At 65.2% G+C, this 24,016-nt stretch carries 22 protein-coding genes and 2 tRNA genes; 10 read left to right on the plus strand and 14 right to left on the minus strand.

What is annotated here, in order from left to right; genetic code table 11:
* From AB6A66_RS16460 to AB6A66_RS16480, 5 genes are all read right to left on the minus strand, one after another.
* The coding region (locus AB6A66_RS16460) for an ABC transporter permease (protein WP_371056735.1) at positions 1-418 on the minus strand (418 nt) is incomplete at its 3' end.
* Between the two features lie 11 nt (positions 419-429).
* Positions 430-1,428: an ABC transporter permease gene (locus AB6A66_RS16465; protein WP_371036814.1), complete on the minus strand. Its 999-nt coding sequence runs from the start codon at positions 1,426-1,428 to the stop codon at positions 430-432.
* Positions 1,429-1,488: 60 nt separating this feature from the next.
* A complete protein-coding gene (locus tag AB6A66_RS16470) occupies positions 1,489-2,301 on the minus strand; it encodes an SDR family oxidoreductase (protein ID WP_371056736.1) in 813 nt (270 codons plus the stop codon).
* 82 nt (positions 2,302-2,383) lie between these two features.
* On the minus strand, positions 2,384-3,340 hold the full coding sequence (locus AB6A66_RS16475; RefSeq protein ID WP_371056737.1) for a sugar ABC transporter substrate-binding protein: 957 nt from the start codon (positions 3,338-3,340) through the stop codon (positions 2,384-2,386).
* A gap of 181 nt (positions 3,341-3,521) precedes the next feature.
* Entirely contained in the window at positions 3,522-3,647 is a 126-nt protein-coding gene (locus AB6A66_RS16480; RefSeq protein ID WP_371056738.1) for a hypothetical protein, read from the minus strand.
* Between the two features lie 73 nt (positions 3,648-3,720).
* Between AB6A66_RS16480 and AB6A66_RS16485 the strand changes: the two genes are divergently transcribed.
* From AB6A66_RS16485 to AB6A66_RS16530, 10 genes are all read left to right on the plus strand, one after another.
* The gene (locus AB6A66_RS16485; RefSeq protein ID WP_371036815.1) at positions 3,721-5,370 is read left to right on the plus strand and encodes an ABC transporter substrate-binding protein; all 1,650 of its coding nucleotides are present in this window, start codon (positions 3,721-3,723) and stop codon (positions 5,368-5,370) included.
* A 27-nt stretch (positions 5,371-5,397) separates the two neighbouring features.
* A complete protein-coding gene (locus tag AB6A66_RS16490) occupies positions 5,398-6,204 on the plus strand; it encodes an SDR family NAD(P)-dependent oxidoreductase (RefSeq protein ID WP_371036783.1) in 807 nt (268 codons plus the stop codon).
* Positions 6,205-6,292: 88 nt separating this feature from the next.
* The gene (locus AB6A66_RS16495; RefSeq protein WP_371056739.1) at positions 6,293-7,591 is read left to right on the plus strand and encodes a M24 family metallopeptidase; all 1,299 of its coding nucleotides are present in this window, start codon (positions 6,293-6,295) and stop codon (positions 7,589-7,591) included.
* Between the two features lie 106 nt (positions 7,592-7,697).
* Complete coding sequence (locus AB6A66_RS16500) at positions 7,698-8,714, plus strand: thiamine pyrophosphate-dependent dehydrogenase E1 component subunit alpha (protein WP_371056740.1); 1,017 nt, start codon at positions 7,698-7,700, stop codon at positions 8,712-8,714.
* Positions 8,711-9,709 (plus strand): alpha-ketoacid dehydrogenase subunit beta, encoded by a 999-nt coding sequence (locus AB6A66_RS16505; RefSeq protein ID WP_371036786.1) that lies wholly within the window; start codon positions 8,711-8,713, stop codon positions 9,707-9,709. Before AB6A66_RS16500 ends, AB6A66_RS16505 begins: the two co-directional genes overlap by 4 nt.
* Positions 9,699-11,048, plus strand: coding sequence for a biotin/lipoyl-containing protein (locus AB6A66_RS16510; protein ID WP_371056741.1), 1,350 nt, complete (start codon positions 9,699-9,701; stop codon positions 11,046-11,048). The genes AB6A66_RS16505 and AB6A66_RS16510 overlap by 11 nt, the downstream gene beginning before the upstream one ends.
* A gap of 14 nt (positions 11,049-11,062) precedes the next feature.
* On the plus strand, positions 11,063-12,520 hold the full coding sequence (locus AB6A66_RS16515; RefSeq protein ID WP_371056742.1) for an NAD-dependent succinate-semialdehyde dehydrogenase: 1,458 nt from the start codon (positions 11,063-11,065) through the stop codon (positions 12,518-12,520).
* 1 nt (position 12,521) lies between these two features.
* On the plus strand, positions 12,522-13,406 hold the full coding sequence (locus AB6A66_RS16520) for a 2-oxo acid dehydrogenase subunit E2 (RefSeq protein ID WP_371036789.1): 885 nt from the start codon (positions 12,522-12,524) through the stop codon (positions 13,404-13,406).
* A 359-nt stretch (positions 13,407-13,765) separates the two neighbouring features.
* A tRNA-Ser gene (locus tag AB6A66_RS16525) sits at positions 13,766-13,855 on the plus strand.
* 248 nt (positions 13,856-14,103) lie between these two features.
* Positions 14,104-14,193: transfer RNA gene (locus AB6A66_RS16530), tRNA-Ser, on the plus strand.
* Positions 14,194-14,599: 406 nt separating this feature from the next.
* Here AB6A66_RS16530 and AB6A66_RS16535 read toward each other — a convergent pair.
* From AB6A66_RS16535 to AB6A66_RS16575, 9 genes are all read right to left on the minus strand, one after another.
* The gene (locus AB6A66_RS16535) at positions 14,600-15,838 is read right to left on the minus strand and encodes a DNA phosphorothioation-associated DGQHR protein 1 (RefSeq protein WP_371056743.1); all 1,239 of its coding nucleotides are present in this window, start codon (positions 15,836-15,838) and stop codon (positions 14,600-14,602) included.
* On the minus strand, positions 15,835-16,380 hold the full coding sequence (locus AB6A66_RS16540) for a hypothetical protein (RefSeq protein ID WP_371056744.1): 546 nt from the start codon (positions 16,378-16,380) through the stop codon (positions 15,835-15,837). Before AB6A66_RS16540 ends, AB6A66_RS16535 begins: the two co-directional genes overlap by 4 nt.
* Positions 16,381-16,407: 27 nt before the next feature.
* Positions 16,408-17,943, minus strand: a complete 1,536-nt coding sequence (locus AB6A66_RS16545) for a type IV secretion system DNA-binding domain-containing protein (RefSeq protein WP_371056745.1) — start codon at positions 17,941-17,943, stop codon at positions 16,408-16,410.
* Positions 17,940-20,024 carry a DNA sulfur modification protein DndD gene (gene dndD / locus AB6A66_RS16550; RefSeq protein ID WP_371056746.1) on the minus strand — a complete coding sequence of 695 codons (2,085 nt, stop codon included), beginning with the start codon at positions 20,022-20,024 and terminating at the stop codon, positions 17,940-17,942. Before dndD ends, AB6A66_RS16545 begins: the two co-directional genes overlap by 4 nt.
* A 3-nt stretch (positions 20,025-20,027) precedes the next feature.
* Positions 20,028-20,231, minus strand: a complete 204-nt coding sequence (locus AB6A66_RS16555; RefSeq protein ID WP_371056747.1) for a hypothetical protein — start codon at positions 20,229-20,231, stop codon at positions 20,028-20,030.
* The gene (gene dndC / locus AB6A66_RS16560; protein ID WP_371056748.1) at positions 20,232-21,386 is read right to left on the minus strand and encodes a DNA phosphorothioation system sulfurtransferase DndC; all 1,155 of its coding nucleotides are present in this window, start codon (positions 21,384-21,386) and stop codon (positions 20,232-20,234) included.
* A 157-nt stretch (positions 21,387-21,543) separates the two neighbouring features.
* Complete coding sequence (locus AB6A66_RS16565) at positions 21,544-21,939, minus strand: hypothetical protein (RefSeq protein WP_371056749.1); 396 nt, start codon at positions 21,937-21,939, stop codon at positions 21,544-21,546.
* Entirely contained in the window at positions 21,936-23,267 is a 1,332-nt protein-coding gene (locus tag AB6A66_RS16570; RefSeq protein WP_371056750.1) for a recombinase family protein, read from the minus strand. The genes AB6A66_RS16565 and AB6A66_RS16570 overlap by 4 nt, the downstream gene beginning before the upstream one ends.
* Complete coding sequence (locus AB6A66_RS16575; protein ID WP_371056751.1) at positions 23,264-23,716, minus strand: DUF2924 domain-containing protein; 453 nt, start codon at positions 23,714-23,716, stop codon at positions 23,264-23,266. Before AB6A66_RS16575 ends, AB6A66_RS16570 begins: the two co-directional genes overlap by 4 nt.
* Positions 23,717-24,016: the final 300 nt, after the last annotated feature.

The following is a 24,016-nucleotide window of genomic DNA, read 5'->3' on the forward strand; positions in this document are numbered from 1 at the left end:
CGCCGAGCGTCACGATGAAGGCGTCCACGCCCGTCTTCCACACGATGAAGCCGTTGATCGCGCCGAGCGCCACGCCGGTGAGCAGCGCGAACATCCATGCGAAGGGGATGGCCCAGTCGCCCATCGCGGCCATGAACGGCCAGGTCATGCTGTCCAGCAGGATCACGGCAGCCAGCGCGAAGATCGCGCCGACGCTCAGGTCGATATTGCCGTTCACCATGACCAGCGTCATGCCCATGGCGATGATGCCCAGCGGCGCCGACTGCTTGAGCAGAAGCAGCATGTTGTCCCAGTTGACGAACGCCTTGTCGGAGATCGACAGGAATTCCCCCGCGACCGAGAAGAAGATCAGTTCGAGGACGATGAAGCCCCAGATCGCGCCGCGCTTCAGGAAGGCGCTCAGTTGTCCCGGTGCCATGATCCCCTCCTTCACGCGACGGGCGAGAGCAGCCGGCCGCGCTTTGCCGCGACGTCCAGCCAGACTGCCAGGATGATGATGATCCACGTCACGACGTACTGGACGTAGAATTCGAGCCCGATCAGCAGAAGCCCGTTCTGGATGAAGCCGAGGATCAGCACGCCGATCACCGTCTTGAAGATCGTGCCCGAGCCGCCCATCAGCGAGGCGCCGCCCAGGATGACGGCCGCGAGCACCTCGAGCTCCATTCCCTGCCCCACCGTGTTCTGCGAGCCCATCGAGCGGCTGGCCTGGATGAGCCCGGCCGTGGCCACGCAGAAGGCCGAGACGAGGTAGCAGGAGAAGACGACCCGCGCCCGCCGGATGCCAGAGAAGGTGGCGGCGGTGCCGTTGCCGCCGACTGCATAGACCTTGCGCCCGAAGGGCGTCTTGGCCAGCACGATCCCCAGAAGGGCGGCCAGAAGCGCGAAGATGAGGATCGGCACGGGGATGCCCATCGCCTCGCCCTGTCCGAACACGGCGAACCAGGTCTCTCCCTTGTCGGCGATGTCCATGTTCTGGCCGCCGGACCAGGTCAGCGTCAGGCCGTGGATCGCCGAAAGCATGCCCAGCGTCACGATCAGTGAGTTGAGCCGCAGATACCCCACGAGAAAGCCGATGACCGCCCCGATCGCCAGCGTCATGGCGAACATCGCCGGGATCGCCAGCGCCGGCCCGATCTGGTCGTGCAGGTCGAGGACCACGATCGTCGAGAAGCTCATGAGCGAGCCCACCGAAAGGTCCAGATTGCCGCTGATCACCACGAAGGTCACACCGAGCGCCATGACCCCGAGAATGGCCGAGGACCGGATCACGCCCAGGATGTTGTCGGGCTGAAGGAACCGGTCGTTGGCGATGGTGAACCCGATCATGAAAAGGACGAAGGCGATCAGGATCCCCTGGCGGGCGAGGAACGTCCCCACCCTCGCCCCCGTCAGGCCGCCCGCCCTGGCGGCGGGCCGGCTCTGCATGGCCTCGCTCATGGCTCAACTCCTCCCGTGCCCCGGCGGGGCGAATGGCGGGCAGGACCGTCAGACGAGGGTCATGCCCCCGTCGATCATCACGATCTGCCCCGTCATGTAGTCGCTGTCCCTGGACGCCAGGAACGTCGTCGTGCCGGTGATGTCAGCGGGCGTCGCCACGCGTCCCTTCAGGATGTCGGCGGCGAACTCCTCCATCGCCTGGCCGGGCCGCTCGGCGGCGCCGATCTCCATCAGGTCGCGGTCCACCTGGTCCCACATCTCCGTGGCCACCACGCCGGGCGCGAAACCCGTCACGGTGATACCATGGCGCGCAAGGTCCCGCGCCCCCGATTGCGTGAGCGAGACCACCGCCCACTTGGACGCGCAGTAAGGCGCCACGTTGTCGAAGCCCTGGCGGCTGGCGATCGAGGCGGTGTTGACGATCTTGCCCGCGATCCCGTCCGCCCCCCGGCCCTGCGCGATCATCTGGCGCGCCGCCTCCTGCATGCCGATCAGACAGCCCAGACCGTTCACGCCCATGACGAAGTTCCAGTTCTCCTCGGTCACGTCCATGAAGTTCATGGGCTTGTTCACGCCCGCATTGTTGAACGTCACGTCGAGCCGCCCGTAGCGCTCCGCCACCTTGGAAATCGCGTTCCGCACCGAGGCGCGGTCGCGCACGTCGAGCCCGACGGCCATGGCGTTGCCGGCATTGCCGTTGAGGCGCGCATTCGCCGCCTCGGCGACTTGCGCCGCGCCATTGCCGTCGAGATCGGCGAAGCAGACCTGCGCGCCCTCCGACAGAAGCGCCTCGCCAATGGCTCGCCCGATCCCCCGGGCCGCGCCCGTCACCAGGCAGACCCGCCCCGATACGCGTCCCATGCCGACCTCCCGCTCGACGTCTCCGTGCCTTTTCGGAAGCGGCCGCGGCGCCGAGGCGCCGCAGCCGGCCAGGGAAGCCCGCTCAGAAGACGGGCTTGGAGAAGTCGCCCATGTTCTCCTGGGTGATCTTTGGCGTGTCGAAATAGTTCAGGAAGGGCACGTCCCCGCCCTCGAGCACGTCGATCGCCGTTTGCAGCGCGGCCTCGGCGTCGTCCACGGGCGACTGGTAGATCGACCCCCAGTAGTCGCCGGCGGCCATCGCGTCATAGCCCACGGCGAAGTTCGTGGCGCCGACGAAGACGATGTCCTCGGCCCGGCCCGCGGCCTTCGCGGCGTTGAGCGCACCCACGCCCATGTTGTCGTCGCCGGCGTAGACCCCGTCGATATTGTCGTACTTGACGAGGAAGGCCTCCATCACCTGCTGGCTCTTCTCGCGGTTCCAGTCGCCCGGCTGCGTCTCTATAAGGGTGACGTTCGGGCAGACCTCGGGCAGGCGATCCTCGAAGCCCTTCGCGCGCTCGATCGCGGTGGTGTAGCCGGGCTGGCCGGAAATCTGCACGATCTCGGCCTCGTCCTCCATGCCCATCTCCTTGAAGCGGTCGCACATGATCTCGGCAGAGCGCGCGCCCTGGGTGATGTTGTCCGGGCCCGAGAAGGAGGCGACGAAGTCGAAGCCCTGCTCGGCGATGTTGGAATTGGTGACGATCACCGGGATATCGGCCTGAAAGGCCTTGCGGACCGCCGGGATCACCGCCTCGCCGTTCGTGGGCCAGATGATGATGGCGTCCACCTCCTGCTGGATCAGGTCCTCCATCTGCGCGATCTGGCGGGCCACGTCGCCGCCCGCGTCGAGCACCACGGCCTGCACGGTGTCGTTGGCTTCGGCCGCGGCGATGAAGGCCTTCTCGTAGGTGGTCTGGTAGCTGTCGACGCCCACGTTGTTCTGCGTGATGCCGATCGTGTAGTCCTGAGCGGCCGCGGCGCCGGCAAGGCCGAGGCCCGCGGCGGTGGTGGCGGCAAGGGTGCTGCGCAGTTTCATTCGGTTTCTCCTCCCGGTTCGTCTGCAATCCGTTTTCGCCCCCCACGCTCCTCCAGGCAGGGGAATCGCCGTCTTTCGAGGCGGCGAACGACGTTGACTCTGCGTCGGGGCGTCCGGCGGCGATGCCCGGAACCTGTCCATATTGAATAGTATAATGTTCATTTCGGATAAGGTGGTGATATCAAGCTCCATCCGGAATGAACATGCTCTGGAGGTCGTCGATGACGCAGCCGAAAAAATTCAGATCGAATAAAATCGCGGGCGCCAAGGCGCCTGCCCCGCCCAGAGCGACCTCCGCCGTGACCATGATACGCCCTTTAGATGCAGGTTCCAAAGCGCCGCCCGCCGTGAAGGGCGACGCGCTGCGCCTGATCGGCTACATGGAGGATCTTTGCGAGGAGGTCGAAGGCACGCTCGACCTGGTCTCGACCGATCCGCATCTGCGCATGGCGCTCTACCTGCTGCGGAGCCATTTCGAGGGCCGAACCGTCACGCCGACCTCGCTGATCGGCGCCAGCAGCGTTCCCTACGCGACCGCGAACCGTCGTCTGCGCGACATGGTCGCGGCCGGGCTGGTCGAGCAGCGCCCGCGCACGGCGAGCGGCAAGACCTTCTCGCTTCATCCCAGCCCGACCCTTCTGGAGGCCTGGACGCAGCTTTCCGACCGGCTCCGCCGGCTGACCGAGGCGCGCCTCGGCCAGGGCGCGCGCGACCCCGCGACGGAAGACTACTACTACGGCGGCTCCTACCGGGTGGCCTACGCGCTTCCGGCACTCGGCGTGCGCAACGAGCCGCTGCGCCTGGCCGGGGGGCTGCGGGTGCTCGCGCATGGCGACCCGACCTTCATGGTGATGGACAATCTCAAGCGCCAGTTCGAGCAGTCGATCGGCGTCTCGATACACCAGCGCGCCTTCTCGATCGACCGGCTGCGCGACGAGGCGCTCAAGAACGCGGAGCGTGCCGCCAGCCGCTACGACATCGTGGCGGTCGACCTGCCCTGGATCGGCGAATTCGTCGAGAAGGGCGTGCTGCTGCCGCTCGACGAGGTGATGGACGTCGCCCGCCTCGATCCGGCCGACTTCCACACCGCCGGCTGGGCGGCCACGCATTGGGGCGGGCGTCCCTACGGCGTGCCGGCGCAGACGACGCCCGAGCTTCTCTTCTATCGCAAGGACATGTTCGCGCGGGCGGGGCTGGAGCCGCCGACGACGACAGGGTCCCTGCTTGCCGCAGCGCGCGCGCTGCACGACCCGGCGCGCGGCGTGCACGGCATCGCCTGGAACGCCGCGCGCGGCACCGCGCTCGGCCACACGGTGCTGATGACGCTTGCCGATTTCGGCCAGCCGGTGCTCGACCTCGCGCCGATCTCGGGCGGCTACGACTGCGCCGACCTCGCCAGCGGCGACCATCGTCCGACGATCGACACCGAGGCCGGGCTCGCGGCCGCGGAATTCCTGCGCGAGTTGCTCGACTACTCGCCGCCCGACATCCTTTCGATGTCCTGGTACGAGCGTATCCGCCCCTACGCCGCGGGCTCGATCGCGATGACCTACGGCTACACGCTGCTCGCGCCCTATTTCGAGCTCGACCCGTCCTCGCCGGCCTGCGGGCAGACGGGCTACCTGCCCCACCCGCCCGGGCCGGGCGGCAGCCCGGTCGCCCCGGTGGGCGGTTACGCACTCGGCATCCCGGCCAATCTCTCGCCCGAACGGCGCGAGGCCGCCGCCGAGGCGCTGACCGTCTTCACCTCGCCCGAAGCGCAGAAGCTCTTCGTGCTCAACGGCGGCCGCACGAACCCGCGCTATTCCGTGGGCGCCGACCCGGAGGTCCGCCGCATCTCGACCATCTTCGAGGCGGTGGAGGCGATGTCGTGGCGCGACGAGCTTCAGTTCTGGCCGCGCCCGCCGATCCCCGCGATCAGCGACATCATCCGCATCTGCGGCGAGGAATTCCACGACATGCTGCGGGGCCTGAAAACCCCGCGCGAGACGCTGCGCGCGGCCCAGTCCCGGGCCGACGCGCTGTTCTGAGAGACGCGGGACCAAGGGAGGAACGGAATGGACCCCAACCGCCTGAAGGGCAAGAACATCCTGATCACCGGCGCCGCGAAGGGCATGGGCGCGGCCAATGCCGAGCACTTCGCCGAGCAGGGCGCGAACGTCTGCATCGGGGATATCGACATCGACGAGGCGCAGCAGGTGGCCGAGGCGATCAACGCCCGCGGCAACGGGCAGGCCGTCGCGGTGAAGATGGACGTGACGCGACGCGAGGACAACGCCGCCGCCGTCGCCGCCACGGTGGACGCCTTCGGCGAGATCAACGTGGGCCTCTTCAACGCGGGCATGAACAAGCCCCGGTTCTTCATGGATATCGACGAAGACAACTGGGACATGATCATGAACGTCAACACCAAGGCGATGTGGCTCGGCATGCAGGAGACCGCGCGCCAGATGATCGCCCAGGGCAAGCGCGACTATCCCTACAAGATCATCAACGTGGGCTCCATCGCCAGCCGCAAGCCGCTGGTCGACGTCACCGTCTACTGCACCTCGAAATACGGCTGCCTCGCGCTCACGCATTGCGGCGCGGTCGCGCTTTCGGAGCACAACATCACCGTGAACGGCTACGCGCCGGGCGTCGTGGTGACGCCGCTCTGGGAGCAGCTCGACAAGGACCTGATCGACATCGGCTTCAAGGAGCGCGAGGGCCAGGCCTACGACGACATCGTGCGCGACGCGCTGCAGATCAAGCGGGTCTCCTACCCCGACGACGTGAAGGGAACGGCCGCGTTCCTCGCAAGCGGGGACAGCGACTACATGACCGGCCAGATGATCCACATCGACGGCGGCTGGTGCATCCAGTGACACCGCGGGGAGCGTGCTTGCACGCCCCCCGACCCCGAAACCCCCGGACGACACTGCGTGCAGACACGCAGCCTCAGGGAGAACACCCATGAACCTCGCCCTAAAACCCAACGTGCTGACGCCGCAGGACCTCGAACCCAACTGGCGCTGGGAGGGACGCCTGCCCGCGCCCGGCCACATGTCGGTGGATTTCGAGCGCCGCATCGACCATGACCGGCTTCGCCGCTACCGCCTCGCCCGGACGCGACAGGCGCTCGAAGCGTCGAACGCGGGCACGCTGCTGCTCTTCGACGTGAACAACATCCGCTACGTCTCGGCCACAAAGATCGGCGAATGGGAACGGGACAAGATGTGCCGCTTCTGCCTGCTGACGGGCGACGAATCGCCTTACGTCTGGGATTTCGGCTCGGCCGCCGTGCACCATCAGAAATTTTCCGACTGGCTGGAACCCGACCATTGCCTCGCCGGCGTCGTCGGCATGCGCGGCACCATCCCGCCCGAGTTCGGGCTGATGCGGAAATACGCGCGTCAGATCGCCCAGCTTATCAAGGATGCGGGCATGGCGGACATGCCGGTGGGCGTGGACTACGCCGAGACGGCGATGTTCCACGCGCTGCAGGAGGAGGGGCTGCACGTCGTGGACGGCCAGCAGATCATGCTCGCCGCGCGCGAGATCAAGAACTGGGACGAGATCCAGCTTCTGACCCAGGCGGCCGCCATGGTCGATGGCGTCTACCACATGATCTACGAGGAGCTGAAGCCGGGCATCCGCGAGAACGACATCGTCGCCATGTCCAACAAGATGCTCTACGAGATGGGGTCGGACGACGTCGAGGCGATCAACGCGATCAGCGGAGAGCGCTGCAATCCGCACCCGCACAACTTCACCGACCGCTACTTCCGCCCCGGCGACCAGGCCTTCTTCGACATCCTGCAGTCCTACCAGGGCTACCGGACCTGCTATTACCGGACCTTCAACATCGGCCGCGCCACCCCCGCCCAGCACGACGCCTACGTCAAGGCGCGCGAATGGATCGACGCCTCGATCGAGATGATCAGGCCGGGCGTCACCACCGACAAGGTCGCCGCCGTCTGGCCCAGGGCCGAGGAGTTCGGCTTCCCCTCCGAGGACGCGGCCTTCGGCCTGCAGTTCGGCCACGGGCTGGGCCTCGCGCTGCATGAGCGGCCGATCATCAGCCGGGCGGTCAGCCTCGAGCACCCGATGGAGATCCAGACCGGCATGGTGTTCGCACTGGAGACCTACTGCCCGGCGGTGGACGGCTATTCCGCCGCCCGGATCGAGGAGGAGGTCGTGGTCACCGAGACCGGGGTGGAGGTGATCTCGCTCTTTCCCGCCGAGGAACTGCCGATCGCGAACCGTTACTGACCGTCGGCTCGGACCGTGGGGGGCGTTCCGCCCCCCACACCCCCCGAGAGTATTTTCGCCAAGAAGAAAACAGGGGCGCGGCATGGCCCGCGCGGGAGGCAAACCCATGGCCGAGGCCAAAGCCAACACCGAGGACTACCTGCGGATGTATCGCCAGATGGTGCGTATCCGCGCCTTCGAGGACAACGCCAACCAGCTTTATCTCTCGGCCAAGATGCCGGGGCTCACCCACATGTATTCCGGCCAGGAAGCGGTCGCCGTGGGCATCTGCGAGGTTCTGACCGACGAGGACCGGATCACCTCCACCCATCGGGGCCACGGGCATTGCGTGGCCAAGGGCGCCGAGTTCCGCGAGATGTTCTGCGAGCTTCTGGGCCGCGCGGAGGGCTATTGCCGCGGCAAGGGCGGCTCCATGCACATCGCCGACCAGGCCCACGGGAACCTGGGCGCGAACGCGATCGTGGGCGGCTCCATGGGGATCGCCACGGGAGCGGCGCTCAGCGCGAAGCGCCTCGGGCTGGACTTCGTGGCCGTCTGCTTCTTCGGCGACGGGGCCACGGCGCAGGGTCTGTGGTACGAGGTGATGAACATGGCCGCGCTCTGGAAGCTGCCGGTCATCTACGCCTGCGAGAACAACGGGTATTCCGAATACACGAAGACCGAGGAGATCGCGGCGGGCTCGCTCACCGCGCGGGCGGAGGCCTTCGGGATCGAGGCGCACAAGGTGGACGGCCAGGACGTGCTCGCCGTGAACGCTCTGGCGCGCAAGCTCGTGGAGCGCGCCCGCCGCGGCGAAGGGCCCTTCTTCGTCGAGCTCGACACCTACCGCTATCACGGCCACCACGTGGGCGACATCAACCGCGACTACTACCGCTCGAAGGACGAGGAGGCCGCGTGGAAGGAGCGCCGCGACCCGATCGTCAATTTCGGCAAGTGGCTGGAGGCAGAAGGGATCCTCGGCGCGGAAGAGCTCGTCGCGATCAACGACGAGATCCGGGCCGAGGCCGAGGCCGCCGTCGCCTACGCGCTCGACGCGAGATACCCCGACGCGGGCGAAGTGGACATGCATGTCTTCGCCGGCGTCGAACACGCCCTGCCCTATATCGACGGAGAGCGGACATGACCCGCGAGATCACGCTTGCCAAGGCCGTGAACGAGGCCATCGCCGAGGAGATGCGCCGCGACCCGACCGTCTTCCTGATGGGCGAGGACGTGGCCGAGGCCGGCACCCCCTTCAAGGTCCTGGCCGGGCTGGTGGACGAGTTCGGCCCCGAACGGGTGATCGACACGCCCATCTCCGAGCCCGGCTTCGTCGGCATGGCGGTGGGGGCGGCGATGACCGGCTCGCGCCCGATCGTGGACCTGATGTTCGGGGATTTCCTCTACCTGGTGATGGACCAGCTCTGCAACCAGGCGGCCAAGACCCATTACATGTCGGGCGGCAAGCTCAAGGTGCCGATGGTGCTGCGCACCAATCTCGGCGCCACGCGGCGCTCCGCCGCCCAGCACTCGCAGTCGCTGCACGCGCTGGTGGCGCATATCCCGGGTCTCAAGGTGGCGATGCCCTCCTCGGCCTACGAGGCCAAGGGTCTCCTGAAGACGGCGATCCGGGACGACAACCCGGTCGTCATCTTCGAGGACAAGCTGATGTACCAGGACAAGGCGGCCGTCCCGGAGGAGGCGTATCTCATCCCCTTCGGCGAGGCGGCGGTGCTCCGGGAGGGGCGCGACATCACCTTGGTGGCGACCTCCTCCATGGTGCAGGTGGCGCAGCAGGCCGCGGAGGCGCTCGCCGCCGAGGGCATCTCGGCCGAGGTGATCGATCCCCGCACCCTGGTGCCCTTCGACGAGGCGACCATCGTGGAGAGCGTGAAGAAGACCTCCCGCGCGATCGTCATCGACGAGGGCCACAGGAATTTCGGGGTGACGGGAGAGATCGCCAGCCGCATCTCGGAAAAGGCGTTCTACCATCTCGATTATCCCGTCCAGCGGATGGGCGCGATGGACGTGCCCGTGCCGTTCAGCCCCGCGCTCGAGGACCTGACCGTGCCCACGCCCGACGCGGTGGCCCGGCGCGCCGGCGCGGCCGTCAGGGGAGAGCTGGCCGATGCCGCATGAAGTGATCATGCCGGCGCTCGGCATGGCGCAGGACTCGGGCGTCATCGTCGCCTGGCTGAAAAGCCCGGGCGATGAGGTGAAGGCCGGCGACGCGCTGATGGAGGTGGAGACCGACAAGGCCACGATGGAGGTGGAGGCCGCCCATGACGGCTTTCTCGCCGACGTGCGCGCGGCGGAGGGCGCGACCGTGCCCGTGGGCCAGATCGTGGCGCTGATCGCCGAGACGGCGGACGGCGCGGGCGAGGCCCCTGCCCCGGCCGCGCGCACAGAGGACGGGCCGAAGCCCGACGACGAGGGGGCGCTGCCGGAGGGGCACCAGGTCATCATGCCCGCCCTCGGCATGGCGCAGGATTCCGGGATCGTCGTGGCCTGGCTGAAGGACGCGGGCGAGCCGGTGGCCGAGGGCGACGCGCTCCTCGAGGTGGAGACCGACAAGGCCACGATGGAGGTGGAGGCCGACCGGGCGGGCTATCTCGCCGCGATCCTCGCCGAGGAGCGCGACGACGTGCCGGTCGGACAGGTCATCGCCGTGATCTCGGCGGAGGCCCCGGCGACCCCGGTCCGCCGCGCGATGTCCGCCGCACCCGCCCCGGCGCGGCAAGAGGCCGCCACGGCGCAGCCGGACGCGGCGCCGGACAAGGGCGCCGAGCGTCCCGCGCCGCCCGCGCCCCGCCCCAAAGGGCCTGCGACAGCCGCCGCCCCGGCGGGGCGCATCCTCGCCTCGCCGAAGGCGCGCAGGCTCGCCGCCGAAGAGGGGCTGGACCTCGCCCGTCTCGCGGCGGCGGGATACCCCCAGCCCTTCCACGTCGCGGACCTGGAGACGCTCCGCGCCCTGCCGAAATCCGCCGCGCCCGCCGCGGCGCCTGCGGGCGGCGAGGTCGGGGTGATCTCGGCCGAGATCGACGCCGCCGCCTACGACGACTTCCGCGCCTGGCTGGCCACGGCAACCGACACGCCCCCGGGCGGGCCGCACCTGCTCGCGGCCTTCGCGGCCGGGGCGATGCGCGCGGCCCTCGGCGCGGAAGGAACGCTGACGATCGCAGCGGGGGCGCTCGGCGCGCCCGCGGCGATGGACGATGCGGACCTCGCGCCGCTCTCGGCCGTGCCCGCGCCGTCGGAGGCTTCGCCGGCGCTCATCCTCCGCGACCTGACGGGCACCGCGCTCACCGCCGTGAAACCCGCCGCCGCGCCCGTTCCGCAACTAACAGTCACCCGCAGGGGCGACACACTCGCCCTGCATCTGGCCCACGACGCCGCCGCGCTGCCGGAAGAGGCCGCGCTCGCCCTCGTCGCGGGCCTCGCCGACCGGCTCTCCGAGCCCCTGCGGCACCTGCTCTGACACGGGAGACCCCAATGACCAAGCTCGACCGGATCTTCGAGACCCTGCCCACCGATCTCTACATCGGCGGCGACTGGCGCCCGGGCGCCGAAGCCGCGCGCTTCGACGTGATCAACCCCGCCGACGAGACCGTGCTCGCCTCCGTCGCCTCGGCCACGGCGGTGGATGCCGACGCGGCGCTCGACGCGGCCGAGGCCGCCTTCGCCGACTGGGCCGCCGCCAAGCCGCGCGAGCGCGCCGAGGTGCTGCGCCGGGCGTGGGAGCTTATGACCGCGCGGCTGGAGGATTTCGCACGCCTCATCACGCTGGAGAACGGCAAGGCCCACGCCGACGCGATGGGCGAGGCCACTTATGCCGCCGAGTTCTTCCGCTGGTTCGCCGAGGAAGCCGTGCGCGCCGACGGGCTCGTCACCCGCGGGCCCTCGACCGGCGCGCGGATCGTGGTGCAGCACAAGCCCGCGGGCATCGCCGTCCTGGTCACGCCCTGGAATTACCCGGCGGCCATGGGCACGCGGAAGATCGCCCCCGCCCTGGCGGCGGGTTGCCCCGTGATCATCAAGCCGGCCTCCGAGACGCCGCTCACCATGCTCGCCCTCATGCCGCTTCTGGAGGAGGCGGGCGTGCCCAGGGGCCTCGTCAACGTGCTGCCCTCGCGCCGGAGCGGTGCGCTGGTGGATCACCTGATGCACGACCCGCGGGTGCGCGTGATTTCCTTCACCGGCTCGACGCAGGTGGGCCGCAAGCTCCTGCACGGCGCGGCGGACCAGGTCCTGAAGCCCGCGATGGAACTCGGCGGCAACGCCCCGCTCATCGTCTTCGAGGACGCCGATCTTGACCAGGCGGTCGAGGGCGCGATGCTCGCCAAGATGCGCAACCTCGGCGAGGCCTGCACCGCGGCGAACCGCTTCTACGTCCACGAGGCGGTGGCGGAAGAGTTCGCAAGGAAGATGACCGAGGCGATGGGCGCCCTGAAACTCGGCGACGGGCGGGAGGAGGGCGTGGACGTGGGCCCCCTCGTCAACGCCGACACGCGCGACAAGGTGCACGCCTTCGTGGAGGACGCCGTCGCCAAGGGCGCCCGGCTGCGCCTCGGCGGGCGCCTTCCCGGCGGCAAGGGCTTCTACTACCCGCCCACGGTGCTGACGGACGTCCCCGAGACGGCCGACTGCGTAAGGGACGAGATCTTCGGCCCGGTCGTCGCGATGCAGACCTTCACCGACACCGAGGACGTGATCCGGCGCGCCAACGACACGGAATACGGCCTCGTGGCCTACGTGTTCTCGGGCGATTTCCGGCGTGGCCTCCAGGTCTCCGAGAGGCTCGATTACGGCATGGTGGGGCTCAACCGGGGTCTCGTCTCGGACCCGGCGGCGCCCTTCGGCGGCACGAAGCAGTCCGGCCTCGGGCGCGAGGGCGGCCATGAGGGGATGCACGAGTTCATGGAAACCCAGTACATCTCGGCGGAGTGGTGAGATGGCCGACGTGATCGCCAGCCCCTCCGTCCGCAAGCGCGCCGCCGAGCGGGGCGTGGACCTCGCAGCGCTCGCCCGCGATCTCGGCCGCGAGACGATCGCGCAGGAGGATGTGACGGGTGCCGCCGGGCCGGCCGCGGCCGCCCCCGCCGCCGACACGAGCTACTGGGAGGTGGACCACGCCGCCTGGGGCCCTGTGCGCGAGGCGCCCATGAGCCGCTTCGCCCGCGTCGCCGCCCAGAACCTCGCCGCGTCGCAGGCGCTCATCCCCGCCGTCACCCATCATGACCGGGCCGAGCTCACCGCCGTCGAGGCGTTCCGCGCCCGGGTCAGGGACGAGGCGCGCGCCGAGGGCGTCCGGCTCACCACGCTCGCCTTCCACGTCAAGGCGCTGGCGCGCTGCCTGCGCGACTTCGAGCGCTTCAACGCCTCGCTGTCCGCCGACGGCGAGACGCTGATCCTGAAGGATTACGTGCATGTGGGCATCGCCGTGGACACGGTCCACGGGCTCATGGTGCCGGTGATCCGCGACGCCGACCGCAAGGGGCTCTTGCGCATCGCCGCGGAGATCGGAGACCTCGCCGCCCGCGCGCAGGCCCGCAAGATCCGCCCCGACGAGATGGGCGGCGCGTCCATGACGATCTCCAACCTGGGCGGCATCGGCGGCACCGCCTTCACGCCCATCGTGAACCCTCCCGAGCTTGCGATCCTCGGCATCACGCGCACCGAGACGGTGCCCGTCTGGGACGGTGAGGCGTTCCGGCCCGTCCTCATGGCGCCGCTCGATCTGAGTTACGATCACCGCGTCATCAACGGGGCGGACGCCGCGCGGTTCCTCGCCGCCCATGCCGGCTACCTCGCCGACCCGCGCCGGATGCTGGTCTAGCCCCGTAGATATCGGCCGGGCGGGCAGGACTGCCCCCGTCACCCTTGCCCGCCGTGGCCGCCGCCCGACGACTGCGACCCCGCCCTTCCCCGGATGCGGCCTCCTCGGGCGGCGAAACCCGACGATCGAAGGTACCGCAAGGGCGCTGGCGGGCGGGCGAACTGTCGGGTCTCCGAGCCAGAATCCTGGTGCCGAGGACCGAAGGCAGCCCGATCGGACCGTCTAAGCGCGAGGACCACCGTTCGGTCGCGCAGCGTGGAACCGGGCGTCACGCTGCTCCACGGCCGGAGGCCACCCGAGCCAAGGAATTGCCCAATCCGCCCTTGCCACCTGCCGGACCTCCCGGTAGACGAACAGGTGGAGACGTGGCCGAGTGGTCGAAGGCGCTCCCCTGCTAAGGGAGTAGACGGGAAACCGTCTCGAGGGTTCGAATCCCTTCGTCTCCGCCACTTGCCCCCGCGAANCGAAGGTACCGCAAGGGCGCTGGCGGGCGGGCGAACTGTCGGGTCTCCGAGCCAGAATCCTGGTGCCGAGGACCGAAGGCAGCCCGATCGGACCGTCTAAGCGCGAGGACCACCGTTCGGTCGCGCAGCGTGGAACCGGGCGTCACGCTGCTCCACGGCCGGAGGCCACCCGAGCCAAGGAATTGCCCAATCCGCCCTTGCCACCTGCCGGACCTCCCGGTAGACGAACAGGTGGAGACGTGGCCGAGTGGTCGAAGGCGCTCCCCTGCTAAGGGAGTAGACGGGAAACCGTCTCGAGGGTTCGAATCCCTTCGTCTCCGCCACTTGCCCCCGCGAAAGCGTTCTCCCCATCCGGCCCCGGCTGGATTTTTCCATTGTTTCCGAGGGTTATGCGGGTGGGGCTGAGCACTGGCTCCGGGGCCGGGTGGCTCGGAAGCGGTCTCTCAGGGCCGATTTTCTCTGGACCTCATGACTGCGCCGATTTGGTGAATAGACTGTAAGATATTGGTCTGAGTGAATTTTCCTCCGTGGCACCCTGACCACTTCGACGACGGTCGTGCTCGACGAGAAGGAACAGAGATCGAACGTTCGCTGCGTTATCCAAACGGAGCAGCGAGCGCGTCATCTCCAAGTGTTTGGTGCTCGCTGGCAGCCTTAGCAAGCTTGGCCATGCGCTCGCGATGCAATCCAAAGTTCCCTTGGAAGAAGACAGTCATGGCTCAAGCCCCGCTAAGCGTTCAGACCAATGGCCTCTTCAATAGCTTTGCGAATGAATGTTCGACCCGATCCAGACGGGTTCTTGAAGCGATCTTCGGAAAAATCAATCTCGTTTGCGCCCTCAAGTTTGCTGCCAAAATAATCCTCGCTGATATTCCGATCTGCAAAGGACTGCCCGGCCAGTTGTCGCAAGATGTCAAAAACAGCTTGAACGCCGATCGTCCTCAATATGAACGAATCCGCCTTTGCATCCTTCCAGAAAACTGTTTCACACGCCCTCAAGTAGTTGAGAACCATCTTGTAAATCAGTGCGTCATTTCCCTCGATATAGACATCCCGAAGAGGCGATCGATCTTTCGGTCCATCACGGAGGACCCGTCGCGGACTGGCCTCGCCCTTCCGCATCGCATTGGCATCGCGCTTGGGATTGCTTGAAAAAAGACGAAGTACGCCGTCTACGACGACAGCCGTGGAAACCTTCCAGTCCGCTTCCGCAGCCAGTTCTTCAAGCGCCTTGTCGCGTTTCGGGGCGACCATGATCCGGCCTCGCAGCGGGGACTCTTGGTCAGTGGCCAATTTGCGCGCAAAGAACACCGCAAGCTTGTCTGGCGTCCAATAATCCTCATCTTCATCGGACACGTTGTAGCCGAACAGCTCGTAAGTCAGGCTTCGATCGACCTTTTTCTGATTGGAGTTGATGGTCGCAAATATCTGCGCTTGAAGAGCCTTGGGCAGGTCGATGAAGATTGAGCAGAGCAAATCCATACTCTGCATGGCTTCCGGTTCGGCGCGTGCAAATGAAAACAGCCGGTGCTGGCCATCAATCACAGCAGCAAGCTTTTCCGCTGTTGGGATGGTCAGAGTATGGCAGCCACTATCGGATTCCTCGATAGACCAGACGCGGGAATCGACAACCGGAGCGCCGGTGTCTTCTTCGCTAATATATTCCAATTCCCCCTGGTCGAAACCGGACTCCAAGTCGTAATTCGCCGCAATGATGATCGAGTTTGGAAAGGATGAATCAACACGGTTGATGTAGGCGCTAATGTCAGTCAGCCGCTTATCCTGCATGAGACGTTGCGTGCCCTTAAGCTCATAGCCATCGCCATCAGGCTTCATGATCGCCCGCATGCTATCGCTTGCCGCAACCTGCAACAGTAACTCAGCTGGAAGAACAGCAACGTAGAACGTGCCGAGCCGCTGCTCGACTTTAAGAGCCTTGGTAACGTAGGGAAATGTAATGGCGGTCATTGCACAAACCCTTCAGTGCTTCCTCCGAGTTTGCGATCCACGTCGCCGCCCACCGCATCGTCGCTTCGCGGCTTGGTTTTCAGATCAGGGTTATCAGCGTTTGCGACAGTCCAAATCCAAAGGCCGAAAACCGACAAAACGACTGAAAAAGCAAAGACTTGCACGGGAGATTCCTGCCGAAACTCTTGAATCCCATGAAATACTGCAAACCCAATCATTATCAGGAGAGAAGCGATGGCAAAGACGACCATCAGCGAGTCGGATTTCTTTGCCGCTTCGAGCGCCAGTTGCAAAGAGGCAGCACCGATCAGCGCAGGATAGAAGACAGCAATCGCTGCCCGAATCCCAGTAAGAGATACCGTGTCGAACGGGTTTCCTGAAAACCAATACTTAACAATCTCAACGACAACGCCAAAGCCGCTGAAGACAATCACGCCAAAAATCAAGTAGAATACGAATGTTAGATCAGACAGAGGAACCTTGGTTCGACGCTTTATCTCACGCCAAAACTCTCGATTATAATCCGAGTTCTTCTTCTCCATATTCGCATCCCACGCTCTTCAATCGGATCACCAGGCCTTGATCTTTTTCGTAGTTTTATCGAACCGAACGAAGCATTGCCCTGTTTGCAGGTTGGTCAGATTGGCCCCTTTGCCAAGGACACGCGCCGCAGCACCTGGTTTGGCGTTCGTCGCGAAGGCAGCCACAAGGCCCATATTGTCTAGGAATTCGTCATCTTCGCCGGAGAAGTCATCCGGCGACTGCGACACCAGCATCACCGCACCACCCTTAGACCGGCTCATGCGGATTAGGCGGGAGAGTGACGGCAGCTTGGTCCCCAGAATCTGGTGCGCCTCATCAATCATGCACAGCACGCGCAAGCCCCGTGCACCCTCCGGGCTCGTCTCAGCATCGACAAGGCCGTTGAGATGCTGGTCGAGCGCGTCCAGAAGCAGGTTCACCACGATAGTGCGGCTATCTTCCGGCACGTTCGGCGGAAGTTTGATGATCCAGCTCTGCTGGAAGAATTCTGCCGGAGACAGCTTTGGCTCGAATAACGGGAAGCGGCACAACTCTTCCATGCTGGAGGTCGCACCGTCTTCCTTGGCCTCGTGTTCTTCATAGACTTCGAGCAGACGGTCGCGGATATGGCGCAGTTCGCAAGGCTCCTCGTTAGCCAGTGCGCGCGCCGCCGCCTCATGGACATAGTTCCGCTGACGGTCGCCAAGCTTCGAGCCTTTCAGGCGGGAGAAGGACTCGCGGAAGCGAAGCGCCGCTTCATCAATGCCGAATTGATCGCGCTGCGCGAGCGCCAGAACATCAAGCGGGATCGGCATGCGGGGCGGCTCGATCACTTCTGCTTCGAAGGCTTCACCAAGAGCGGTCTGCCCTTGCGTGCCAGTGAAACCAGAAAGATCACCTTTGAAGTCGAAGGCCAGCAACGGGACGGGCGCTTGCTCTCGGATGGCGCGCAGCATGGCTGCGGCCATGACCGTCTTGCCAGATCCGCTGCCGCCCATGATTGCAGTGTGCGGAGCGCCGCCCTTGCCGTTCAGGCTCCAGAAGACTTTCTCCTTGGTCGAAACGTCTTCGCCGATCTCGCCAAGCGGAACTCTGATTTCTCCGCTGGAGAACGTCGCGCCTGATGCGCCCGTGCCTCCGCCAACCGGCAACCTGCCGCCAGCCGTGGGCAGTTCAGCCACTTCCACCAATCGGCGCACGAAGCGCGCGATGTCTTCTCCGGCCTGTTCCCATTCTTCGTCAAGCTTGGATAGCCCGCGCCGCCAATGCGCTCCAACCAACGAAACCAGGCGTTTGATGTCGATATCCGGCTCCCCGGCGCGCTCTACGATCAGCGCCAGCCAGACCGACAGGGCTGTGCCCGTGCCGAACAAGGTATCACCTTTGATTACTTTGCCTTGCTCTAGCTCATCCGCAGGCATCTCTACCGGGGCGCTCATCGCGAGGGAACGGGCGATTGCAAGGCGCGCAGGCAAGTAGCGCTTGCGCATCCCAAGCCGCCCCATGAAGTCAGTGTTCAGCTTGTCGCTATCATAATCCGTGCGGAAGTTCGCTCCGGCCACTTCAACAAGGGAGATGCTCATGCTTGGCCTCCCATCTCTTCAAAGTAGCCAGGCCTGACGCTCGATTGTCCGATGTCGCCAACGCGCTCGAAGTGAACGAGGTACTTCTTTTGAACATGCGGAGCGATTTCCCGCAGATACTCGCCAACCACTTCCGTGTTGGTCGAAAGCAGGATGACTTGGTGCTCACGCTGCACCAGGTGATTGAGGACGCCCTTGCGGTGCTCGATATCAAGCCGCCCGAGCGGCGTATCGACCACCATGGGGAAACCGCGCCCTGACACGGACGACACCGCCGATATCAAGGCTTGGGTGAAAATCTGCTTCTCACCCGCAGATAGATCATAGCCGCGCAAATCCATGCCATCGGCATTCAGCAGCTTAACATCGCAGTTCTCATCAATCGCGATCCGCTCCACCAAGTCCTTCTTGTGCGCCATGGCGCGGTGCGCCTTGGTCATAGCAGCCGCAATCGCATCGATCTGGCTTGGGACGGCCTTGGCGACGATCTCATCGACCATCAGCGCAACCTTGTTCGCGCGCGCCGCGCGCCGTGCAGACGGCGCGGCCTGATCAAGCTGGCCGGAGAGCTTTGTCAGCTCCGTGTTCTTCTGGTTGATCTGGCTCTCCAAGGAGGCCATCTCGCGCTTCAACGCTCCGATTTCCTGATCATATTGCTGAAGCTCGCCGTTCACTTGGCTGAGGCGCTCGCGCTTCTTATCGACATGGGGAGCGACCGCTTCCGTGCGCGTTACCTCATCTTGCAGGCGTTTCAGCGACTCCTCGTTCGCCGCGATGGTGCTTAGGAGCTCGACAATCGCGGGCGCACCAAGTTCATCCAGCTCGTCCAGCCGGTCGATCACCTTCGAGCGCTCCAGCTCGTTCAGATAGGGATGCAGATATTCATCCGCGCAATTGTCCGGCGGCGGATACCAAAGCTTTTCCCAGGCATTGCGCGCGCTATCCAGAACGCCTTCGCGCTGACCGTCGCTTAGGGAGGGGTTGATCGCCTGCATGCCGGTATCGACGGAAGACAGGAACCGCTCAAGGTTGCTATCGCCCTGGTTCTTGCCGCTCTCCCAGCGCTCGCGCACGCCCTCGCTCAGAAGCGTGGCTTTGATGCTCTTGCGCAGGCTGAGGCCCGACAGCGCCAAGGCCAAATCCTTCATCATCAGGTCTTCAAGGCGGGCATGGCCATCTTCAATGGCCCGCTCGTAATTTTTGATCTGCTCGAATTGCTCCTGAAGGAGCGCCTGCGAGCCCGTGCCGAAGCTGGCCAACTCGCGGATCAGATGCTCTTGCTCTTCTTTCAGCGCGGCGCGGCTGGGCTCGATCTCCCCTAGGCGCGTCGCTTTCTTCTCGTATTCGAAGTTCAGCGTATGGCGCTCAAGCTCCAGCTTTTCGATGGTCTTGTCGGAGACATTGGGCGATTCCTTGCGCCGGACTTCGGCGTAGGAGCGCAAGTCTTTGGCAAGCTGCTTCAGCACCGGAATGCCAAGAAGCCCTTCGATCCCGGCCCGCACCTGCGCGGACATCTCACGCTCGGCCAGCACGCTCACCTGTTCGCCGTCGAACATGAAGAAATGCGCGAGCGTGAAGGGAAGAAGGTTCTCGGCAATATACTCGCGGAACCAATCCGTGCGGTCATTGCCCTGCAAGGCTCCAGGACCCACCGCCTTGCGGGTCGAGCCTTCATAGATGTGAATCTCTTCATCCTGCGGGCGGTAGACGCCGGAATCGCTGAAATGCCAGATACGCTGGATTTCCAGCGGCTCATCATTTTCGTCAGTGAAGACCAGCTTCACCGAGCAAGACGTGCGGCCCGCTGTGGTCGCGCCCCTATGGAGCGCTTTCTCAAGGAAGTTCTTGTAGGAGGTGGCAAGCCGTTCCTTGTCCGCCCCTGAGAACGGCGAGCGTGCGATGAGCGGAAGGCCGTCCCGTCCGAACATGCCAAGAACAATGGCTTCGAAGAGGCTAGTCTTGCCGTAACCGTTCGGCGCACCGATCAGAATAATGTTCTTATTCGTTGCGGGCGCAGGAAAATCGAAATTGGCGGTCGTGTAGGCTTTCCAATCCCGGAGCGTAATCTGCGAAATATGCATGCGTTATTTATCGTCTGCCTGAATACGGTCGAGGATATCGTCAAAGGAATCCCAAAGACCGGCGCGGCGCTGCTTTCCTGTTTGTTCGACTTCCGCCTGAACAAGCTCTTCGAATTCGGCGAAATGCATGCCGTTTTCCTTACAGGCTTCCTTAATCATGGAGCGCCCGTCAGAATTATCGAGAAGCACAACTACATTGCGCGGCATCTACTTCTCCTTCACGACTTCACGAACACTGAGCGGTCTGGCCCTACTGTGGCCCGCGATTTCTTCCGACCAAAGCTGGTGGATGAGATCAACTTCTTCGTCGGTGATCAAGCTTTGTCCGGTCTCGGCTTCGAGGCCGCGCAGGCGCTCGAATATCTCGGCTCTGGTCTGGAGTGTGAAGGGCCCCGGAATAAACGTGCCGCCATCGGTGATGGTGATGCGCCCATCGCGCCGCCGTGCCTGCCTGCGATCTTTCTCGTTGCGGATGGAAGCGAGCCAGTCCCGGAAGTCCAAGAGCGGCGTGAATTCCGCATAGCCGGATTCAACAAAGCCTTCCAGGCTGCGGTCCTTCTCCACCACCGTGCAAGTCCAGCAGCCGAAGCGCGAAGACGTGGTTCCGCAGGATGGAGCATCGTCCTTCGACGTCACAACCGGGCACTCTCCGCCGCTCGCGTTTCGGTAGAGCCCGATCAACTTGAGGTGCGAACCGCCCCATGGCGGTTCGTTCAGTGCAAGAAACTCCCACACTTCGTCAGTGTGAAGTTCAACGATGGGGCGAAACACCATGCAGCCAACCAGATCGTTGTGCTTGTTGAGGCGCTCGCCGTTGTCATAGCGACCAACCGATGCGGCGCGGGTCCCGCTTTCCGAGCGGCGCACGCCAAGCAGCAGCACAACCTGTCCGGCTTCATCCACCTGAGACTTGATATAGCGGCTGGTGGGCAGGATTTTCATCCGGTCTGTACACCAGCGGAACGAGCGGTTCGGTGACGGGTAGCCCCGACCGATCAAATTCACCCAGAAGGACTGATCCGGCGCAGGCCGCGTGACCTTTGTGATGATCGGCAGCCCGAAGGCACCGGCAGCATTGCCGATCTCTTCCATGCTTTCGATGATATGCTGGACGACGAGTGGGCTTTCGACCAGCGTATCATTGGCGACGATGTGCACGGGGCGACGACGCTGGGAGGGTGGCAGAGACAAGAGCATCTCGAAGACCAGATGCGCCACCAGCGTGCTATCTTTGCCGCCAGAGTAGCCGATGATCCAAGGCCAATCATGATCTTGGCGATACTCATCGAGCAGTTCTGCCCGAATTACATCAAAGAGCGCTGTGCTCTCATCTTCAATGGCGAGTGCTTCAGCGCCGTCCATCAAACTGCTGTCCCCCTTGTGTAGGCGCGATTCACTCGCTTTATCTGTATCTTGTGTAGCAGTCTCCGCGACCCACTGTAAATTGGAGATGCTGCCAGTGCCGAGCCGATTCTGTGCTGGGTGGCCGAGAATGACCCTCATGCGTCCCGTGTGGGCGTCACGGGCGCCGAGTAAGCAAGTGTGATCGTTGTTCCGACCACTCCACCGTCATCGGCTCAAGAACCCGCGCCAACGTCACCTCCGGCCCCTGCTGCCCGTCCAGGATCGCCTCGACGATATCGGGCGCGAGCAGGGTCAGGCGCAGGACGCGGGTCATGTAAGAGGGCGCGATGCCTTCCTGTTCGGCCAGTTCGGCGATGGTGGCGAACTCGCCTGACTCCAACATCCGCTTCCACCGGAAGGCGCGCGCCAGCGCCTTGACCAACGTGTTGTCGGTCCGCCGCGGTTGCGCGGCGCCATCCGGCATCTGCATTTCCTTCCGCCCGCCGCGCTTCACGATCCTGAATGAGACTTGGAGCGTGACAGTCTCGGGGATCGGAGCCCGGCGGCTCATGCTGCCACCTCGATCCCGCCGGCCAGCATCTCGCGCGCGAGGCCGCCGAGCCCGTCGATGCGTAGCCGGACGTTGAGCCCGTCCGTGCCGACATCCACCTGCTCGACCAGCAGCGCCACGATGCGCGCCTGCTCGGCGGGGAAGAGTTCGTCCCACAGTGGATCGAGCTGCTGCAGGGCCGCACGCGCGTCGGCCTCGGTGACGTCGTCAGCATCAGCATGGACGCGCGCCACCTTCCAAGTCCCTGCCACGACCTCGGGCTGGCGGAAGACGGCACGCAGCTGGTCGATCACGGCGGCCTCGATCTCGCCCGCGGGCACGCGGCCGACCGGGCACGACCCGGCGCCATGCTTCAGCACGGTCTGGCTGACATAGTAGCGATAGAGCTTGTCGCCCTTCCGCGTATGGGTGGGCGAGAACGCCGCGCCATCGGGACCGAACAGCAGCCCCTTCAGCAGCGCCGGCGTCTCTGCTCGGGTGCGCGCGGCGCGCTTGCGCGGGCTCTCGTGCAGGATGGCGTGGACGCGGTCCCACGTCTCGCGGTCGATGATCGCGTCATGCTCGCCGGGATAGCTCTCGCCCTTGTGGACCGCCTCGCCGATGTAGGCGCGGTTGTTCAGCATCCGGTAAAGGTACTTCTTGTCGATGCGGTTGCCGCGGGGCGTGCGGATGCCGCGTTTCGCCACCTCCCGCGCCAGTTCGGTCCCCGATCCGATTTCGAGGAAGCGGGCGAAGATCCAGCGGACATGCGCGGCGGTTTCTTCGTCCACCAACAGCTTCCGGTTCTCGACGCGGTAGCCGTAGGGCGGCACCCCGCCCATCCACATGCCCTTTTTCCGGCTCGCCGCAACCTTGTCGCGGATGCGCTCGGCCGTCACCTCGCGCTCGAACTGGGCGAAGGACAGCAGGATGTTCAGCGTCAGCCGCCCCATGGACGTGGTCGTGTTGAAGCTCTGCGTCACCGAGACGAAGGTCACGCCGTTGCGGTCGAACACCTCGACCAGCTTGGCGAAGTCGGCGAGCGAGCGGCTGAGGCGGTCGATCTTGTAGACTACGATGACATCGATCAGCCCGTCCTCGATGTCCTCCAGCAGCCGCTGCAGCGCCGGCCGGTCGAGCGTACCGCCCGAGAGGCCGCCGTCGTCATACTGATCGCGGACCAGCACCCAGCCCTCGGAGCGCTGGCTGGCGATGAACGCCTCGCAGGCCTCCCTCTGGGCGTGGAGCGAGTTGAACTCCTGCTCCAGCCCTTCCTCGGAGGACTTCCGGGTGTAGATGGCGCAGCGCTGCTTGCGGATCATTCCTGATTTCGCAGGGGCCTTTGTCATGTCCGCCTCCGCCGGTTCTTCAAGCCGAAGAACACCAGCCCGTTCCAGCGCGTGCCGGTGATCGCGCGCGCGATGGCCGAGAGCGACTTGTACGGCCGCCCCTGCCATTCGAAGCCGTCGGCGGTGACGGTGACGACATGCTCGACGCCCTGCCACTCGCGGATCAGCCGGGTGCCGGCGATGGGCATGGTGTCCGCGCGGATGCGGCTCTTCTTGCGGTCGCCACCGTCGAGCTCTTCGCCCAGCCGCTCCAGCCGCCGGACGGTCTCGGGCTTCAGCCCACCATAGGCCAGTTCCTGGATGCGGTATGCAAGGCGGGACTCCAGATAGCGGCGGTTGAACGGCGGCGGCTTGCTGTCGAACAGCTCGCGCCACTGCGCCTTCAGGTCCGGCGTCGTCGCCGTCTTCAGCGCGGCCAGGCGCGCAGGGATGGGATCGTGGGTCGTCATGCGGTTCTCCGGTGAGTTGGAGTTGCATGACGGCATGCGCTCGCCGGAGAGTGTAGGCGAATTTCTCCAGTCTCGGCAGAAGGTTCGCCGCGGTCTCGCAGCCGCAACCGGACCAGCCCCAGCGCCAGCAGGCCGCAAAGTTCGGCGCGGCGCTCGGCGGGAGTCATCTGGTCAGGCGGCAGGGGATTGGGGCGCTTCATGTCGAGGGGGCCGGAGGCTGTGGTGTTGTCACAGAGGAAAAGCCACCTCCGGCACCGTGATGGGACATCGCCACGACACAAATTCCCGCGGCAGGAACAT

It is taken from the genome of Rhodosalinus sp. K401, assembly GCF_041365735.1.
In the GTDB taxonomy this organism is placed as follows: domain Bacteria; phylum Pseudomonadota; class Alphaproteobacteria; order Rhodobacterales; family Rhodobacteraceae; genus Rhodosalinus.

What these genes read in the sequence shown, in the direction of transcription:
- AB6A66_RS16540 (WP_371056744.1), bottom strand. Translation starts at nt 16,380, where the DNA reads ATGGAGAAGAAGAACTCGGATTATAATCGAGAGTTTTGGCGTGAGATA.
- AB6A66_RS16500 (WP_371056740.1), top strand. Translation starts at nt 7,698, where the DNA reads ATGGCCGAGGCCAAAGCCAACACCGAGGACTACCTGCGGATGTATCGC.
- AB6A66_RS16575 (WP_371056751.1), bottom strand. Translation starts at nt 23,716, where the DNA reads ATGACGACCCACGATCCCATCCCTGCGCGCCTGGCCGCGCTGAAGACG.
- AB6A66_RS16555 (WP_371056747.1), bottom strand. Translation starts at nt 20,231, where the DNA reads ATGCCGCGCAATGTAGTTGTGCTTCTCGATAATTCTGACGGGCGCTCC.
- AB6A66_RS16535 (WP_371056743.1), bottom strand. Translation starts at nt 15,838, where the DNA reads ATGACCGCCATTACATTTCCCTACGTTACCAAGGCTCTTAAAGTCGAG.
- AB6A66_RS16480 (WP_371056738.1), bottom strand. Translation starts at nt 3,647, where the DNA reads ATGGTCACGGCGGAGGTCGCTCTGGGCGGGGCAGGCGCCTTGGCGCCC.
- AB6A66_RS16570 (WP_371056750.1), bottom strand. Translation starts at nt 23,267, where the DNA reads ATGACAAAGGCCCCTGCGAAATCAGGAATGATCCGCAAGCAGCGCTGC.
- AB6A66_RS16520 (WP_371036789.1), top strand. Translation starts at nt 12,522, where the DNA reads ATGGCCGACGTGATCGCCAGCCCCTCCGTCCGCAAGCGCGCCGCCGAG.
- AB6A66_RS16490 (WP_371036783.1), top strand. Translation starts at nt 5,398, where the DNA reads ATGGACCCCAACCGCCTGAAGGGCAAGAACATCCTGATCACCGGCGCC.
- dndD (WP_371056746.1), bottom strand. Translation starts at nt 20,024, where the DNA reads ATGCATATTTCGCAGATTACGCTCCGGGATTGGAAAGCCTACACGACC.
- AB6A66_RS16505 (WP_371036786.1), top strand. Translation starts at nt 8,711, where the DNA reads ATGACCCGCGAGATCACGCTTGCCAAGGCCGTGAACGAGGCCATCGCC.
- AB6A66_RS16515 (WP_371056742.1), top strand. Translation starts at nt 11,063, where the DNA reads ATGACCAAGCTCGACCGGATCTTCGAGACCCTGCCCACCGATCTCTAC.
- AB6A66_RS16485 (WP_371036815.1), top strand. Translation starts at nt 3,721, where the DNA reads ATGGAGGATCTTTGCGAGGAGGTCGAAGGCACGCTCGACCTGGTCTCG.
- AB6A66_RS16465 (WP_371036814.1), bottom strand. Translation starts at nt 1,428, where the DNA reads ATGCAGAGCCGGCCCGCCGCCAGGGCGGGCGGCCTGACGGGGGCGAGG.
- AB6A66_RS16545 (WP_371056745.1), bottom strand. Translation starts at nt 17,943, where the DNA reads ATGAGCATCTCCCTTGTTGAAGTGGCCGGAGCGAACTTCCGCACGGAT.
- AB6A66_RS16475 (WP_371056737.1), bottom strand. Translation starts at nt 3,340, where the DNA reads ATGAAACTGCGCAGCACCCTTGCCGCCACCACCGCCGCGGGCCTCGGC.
- dndC (WP_371056748.1), bottom strand. Translation starts at nt 21,386, where the DNA reads ATGGACGGCGCTGAAGCACTCGCCATTGAAGATGAGAGCACAGCGCTC.
- AB6A66_RS16510 (WP_371056741.1), top strand. Translation starts at nt 9,699, where the DNA reads ATGCCGCATGAAGTGATCATGCCGGCGCTCGGCATGGCGCAGGACTCG.
- AB6A66_RS16495 (WP_371056739.1), top strand. Translation starts at nt 6,293, where the DNA reads ATGAACCTCGCCCTAAAACCCAACGTGCTGACGCCGCAGGACCTCGAA.
- AB6A66_RS16470 (WP_371056736.1), bottom strand. Translation starts at nt 2,301, where the DNA reads ATGGGACGCGTATCGGGGCGGGTCTGCCTGGTGACGGGCGCGGCCCGG.
- AB6A66_RS16565 (WP_371056749.1), bottom strand. Translation starts at nt 21,939, where the DNA reads ATGAGCCGCCGGGCTCCGATCCCCGAGACTGTCACGCTCCAAGTCTCA.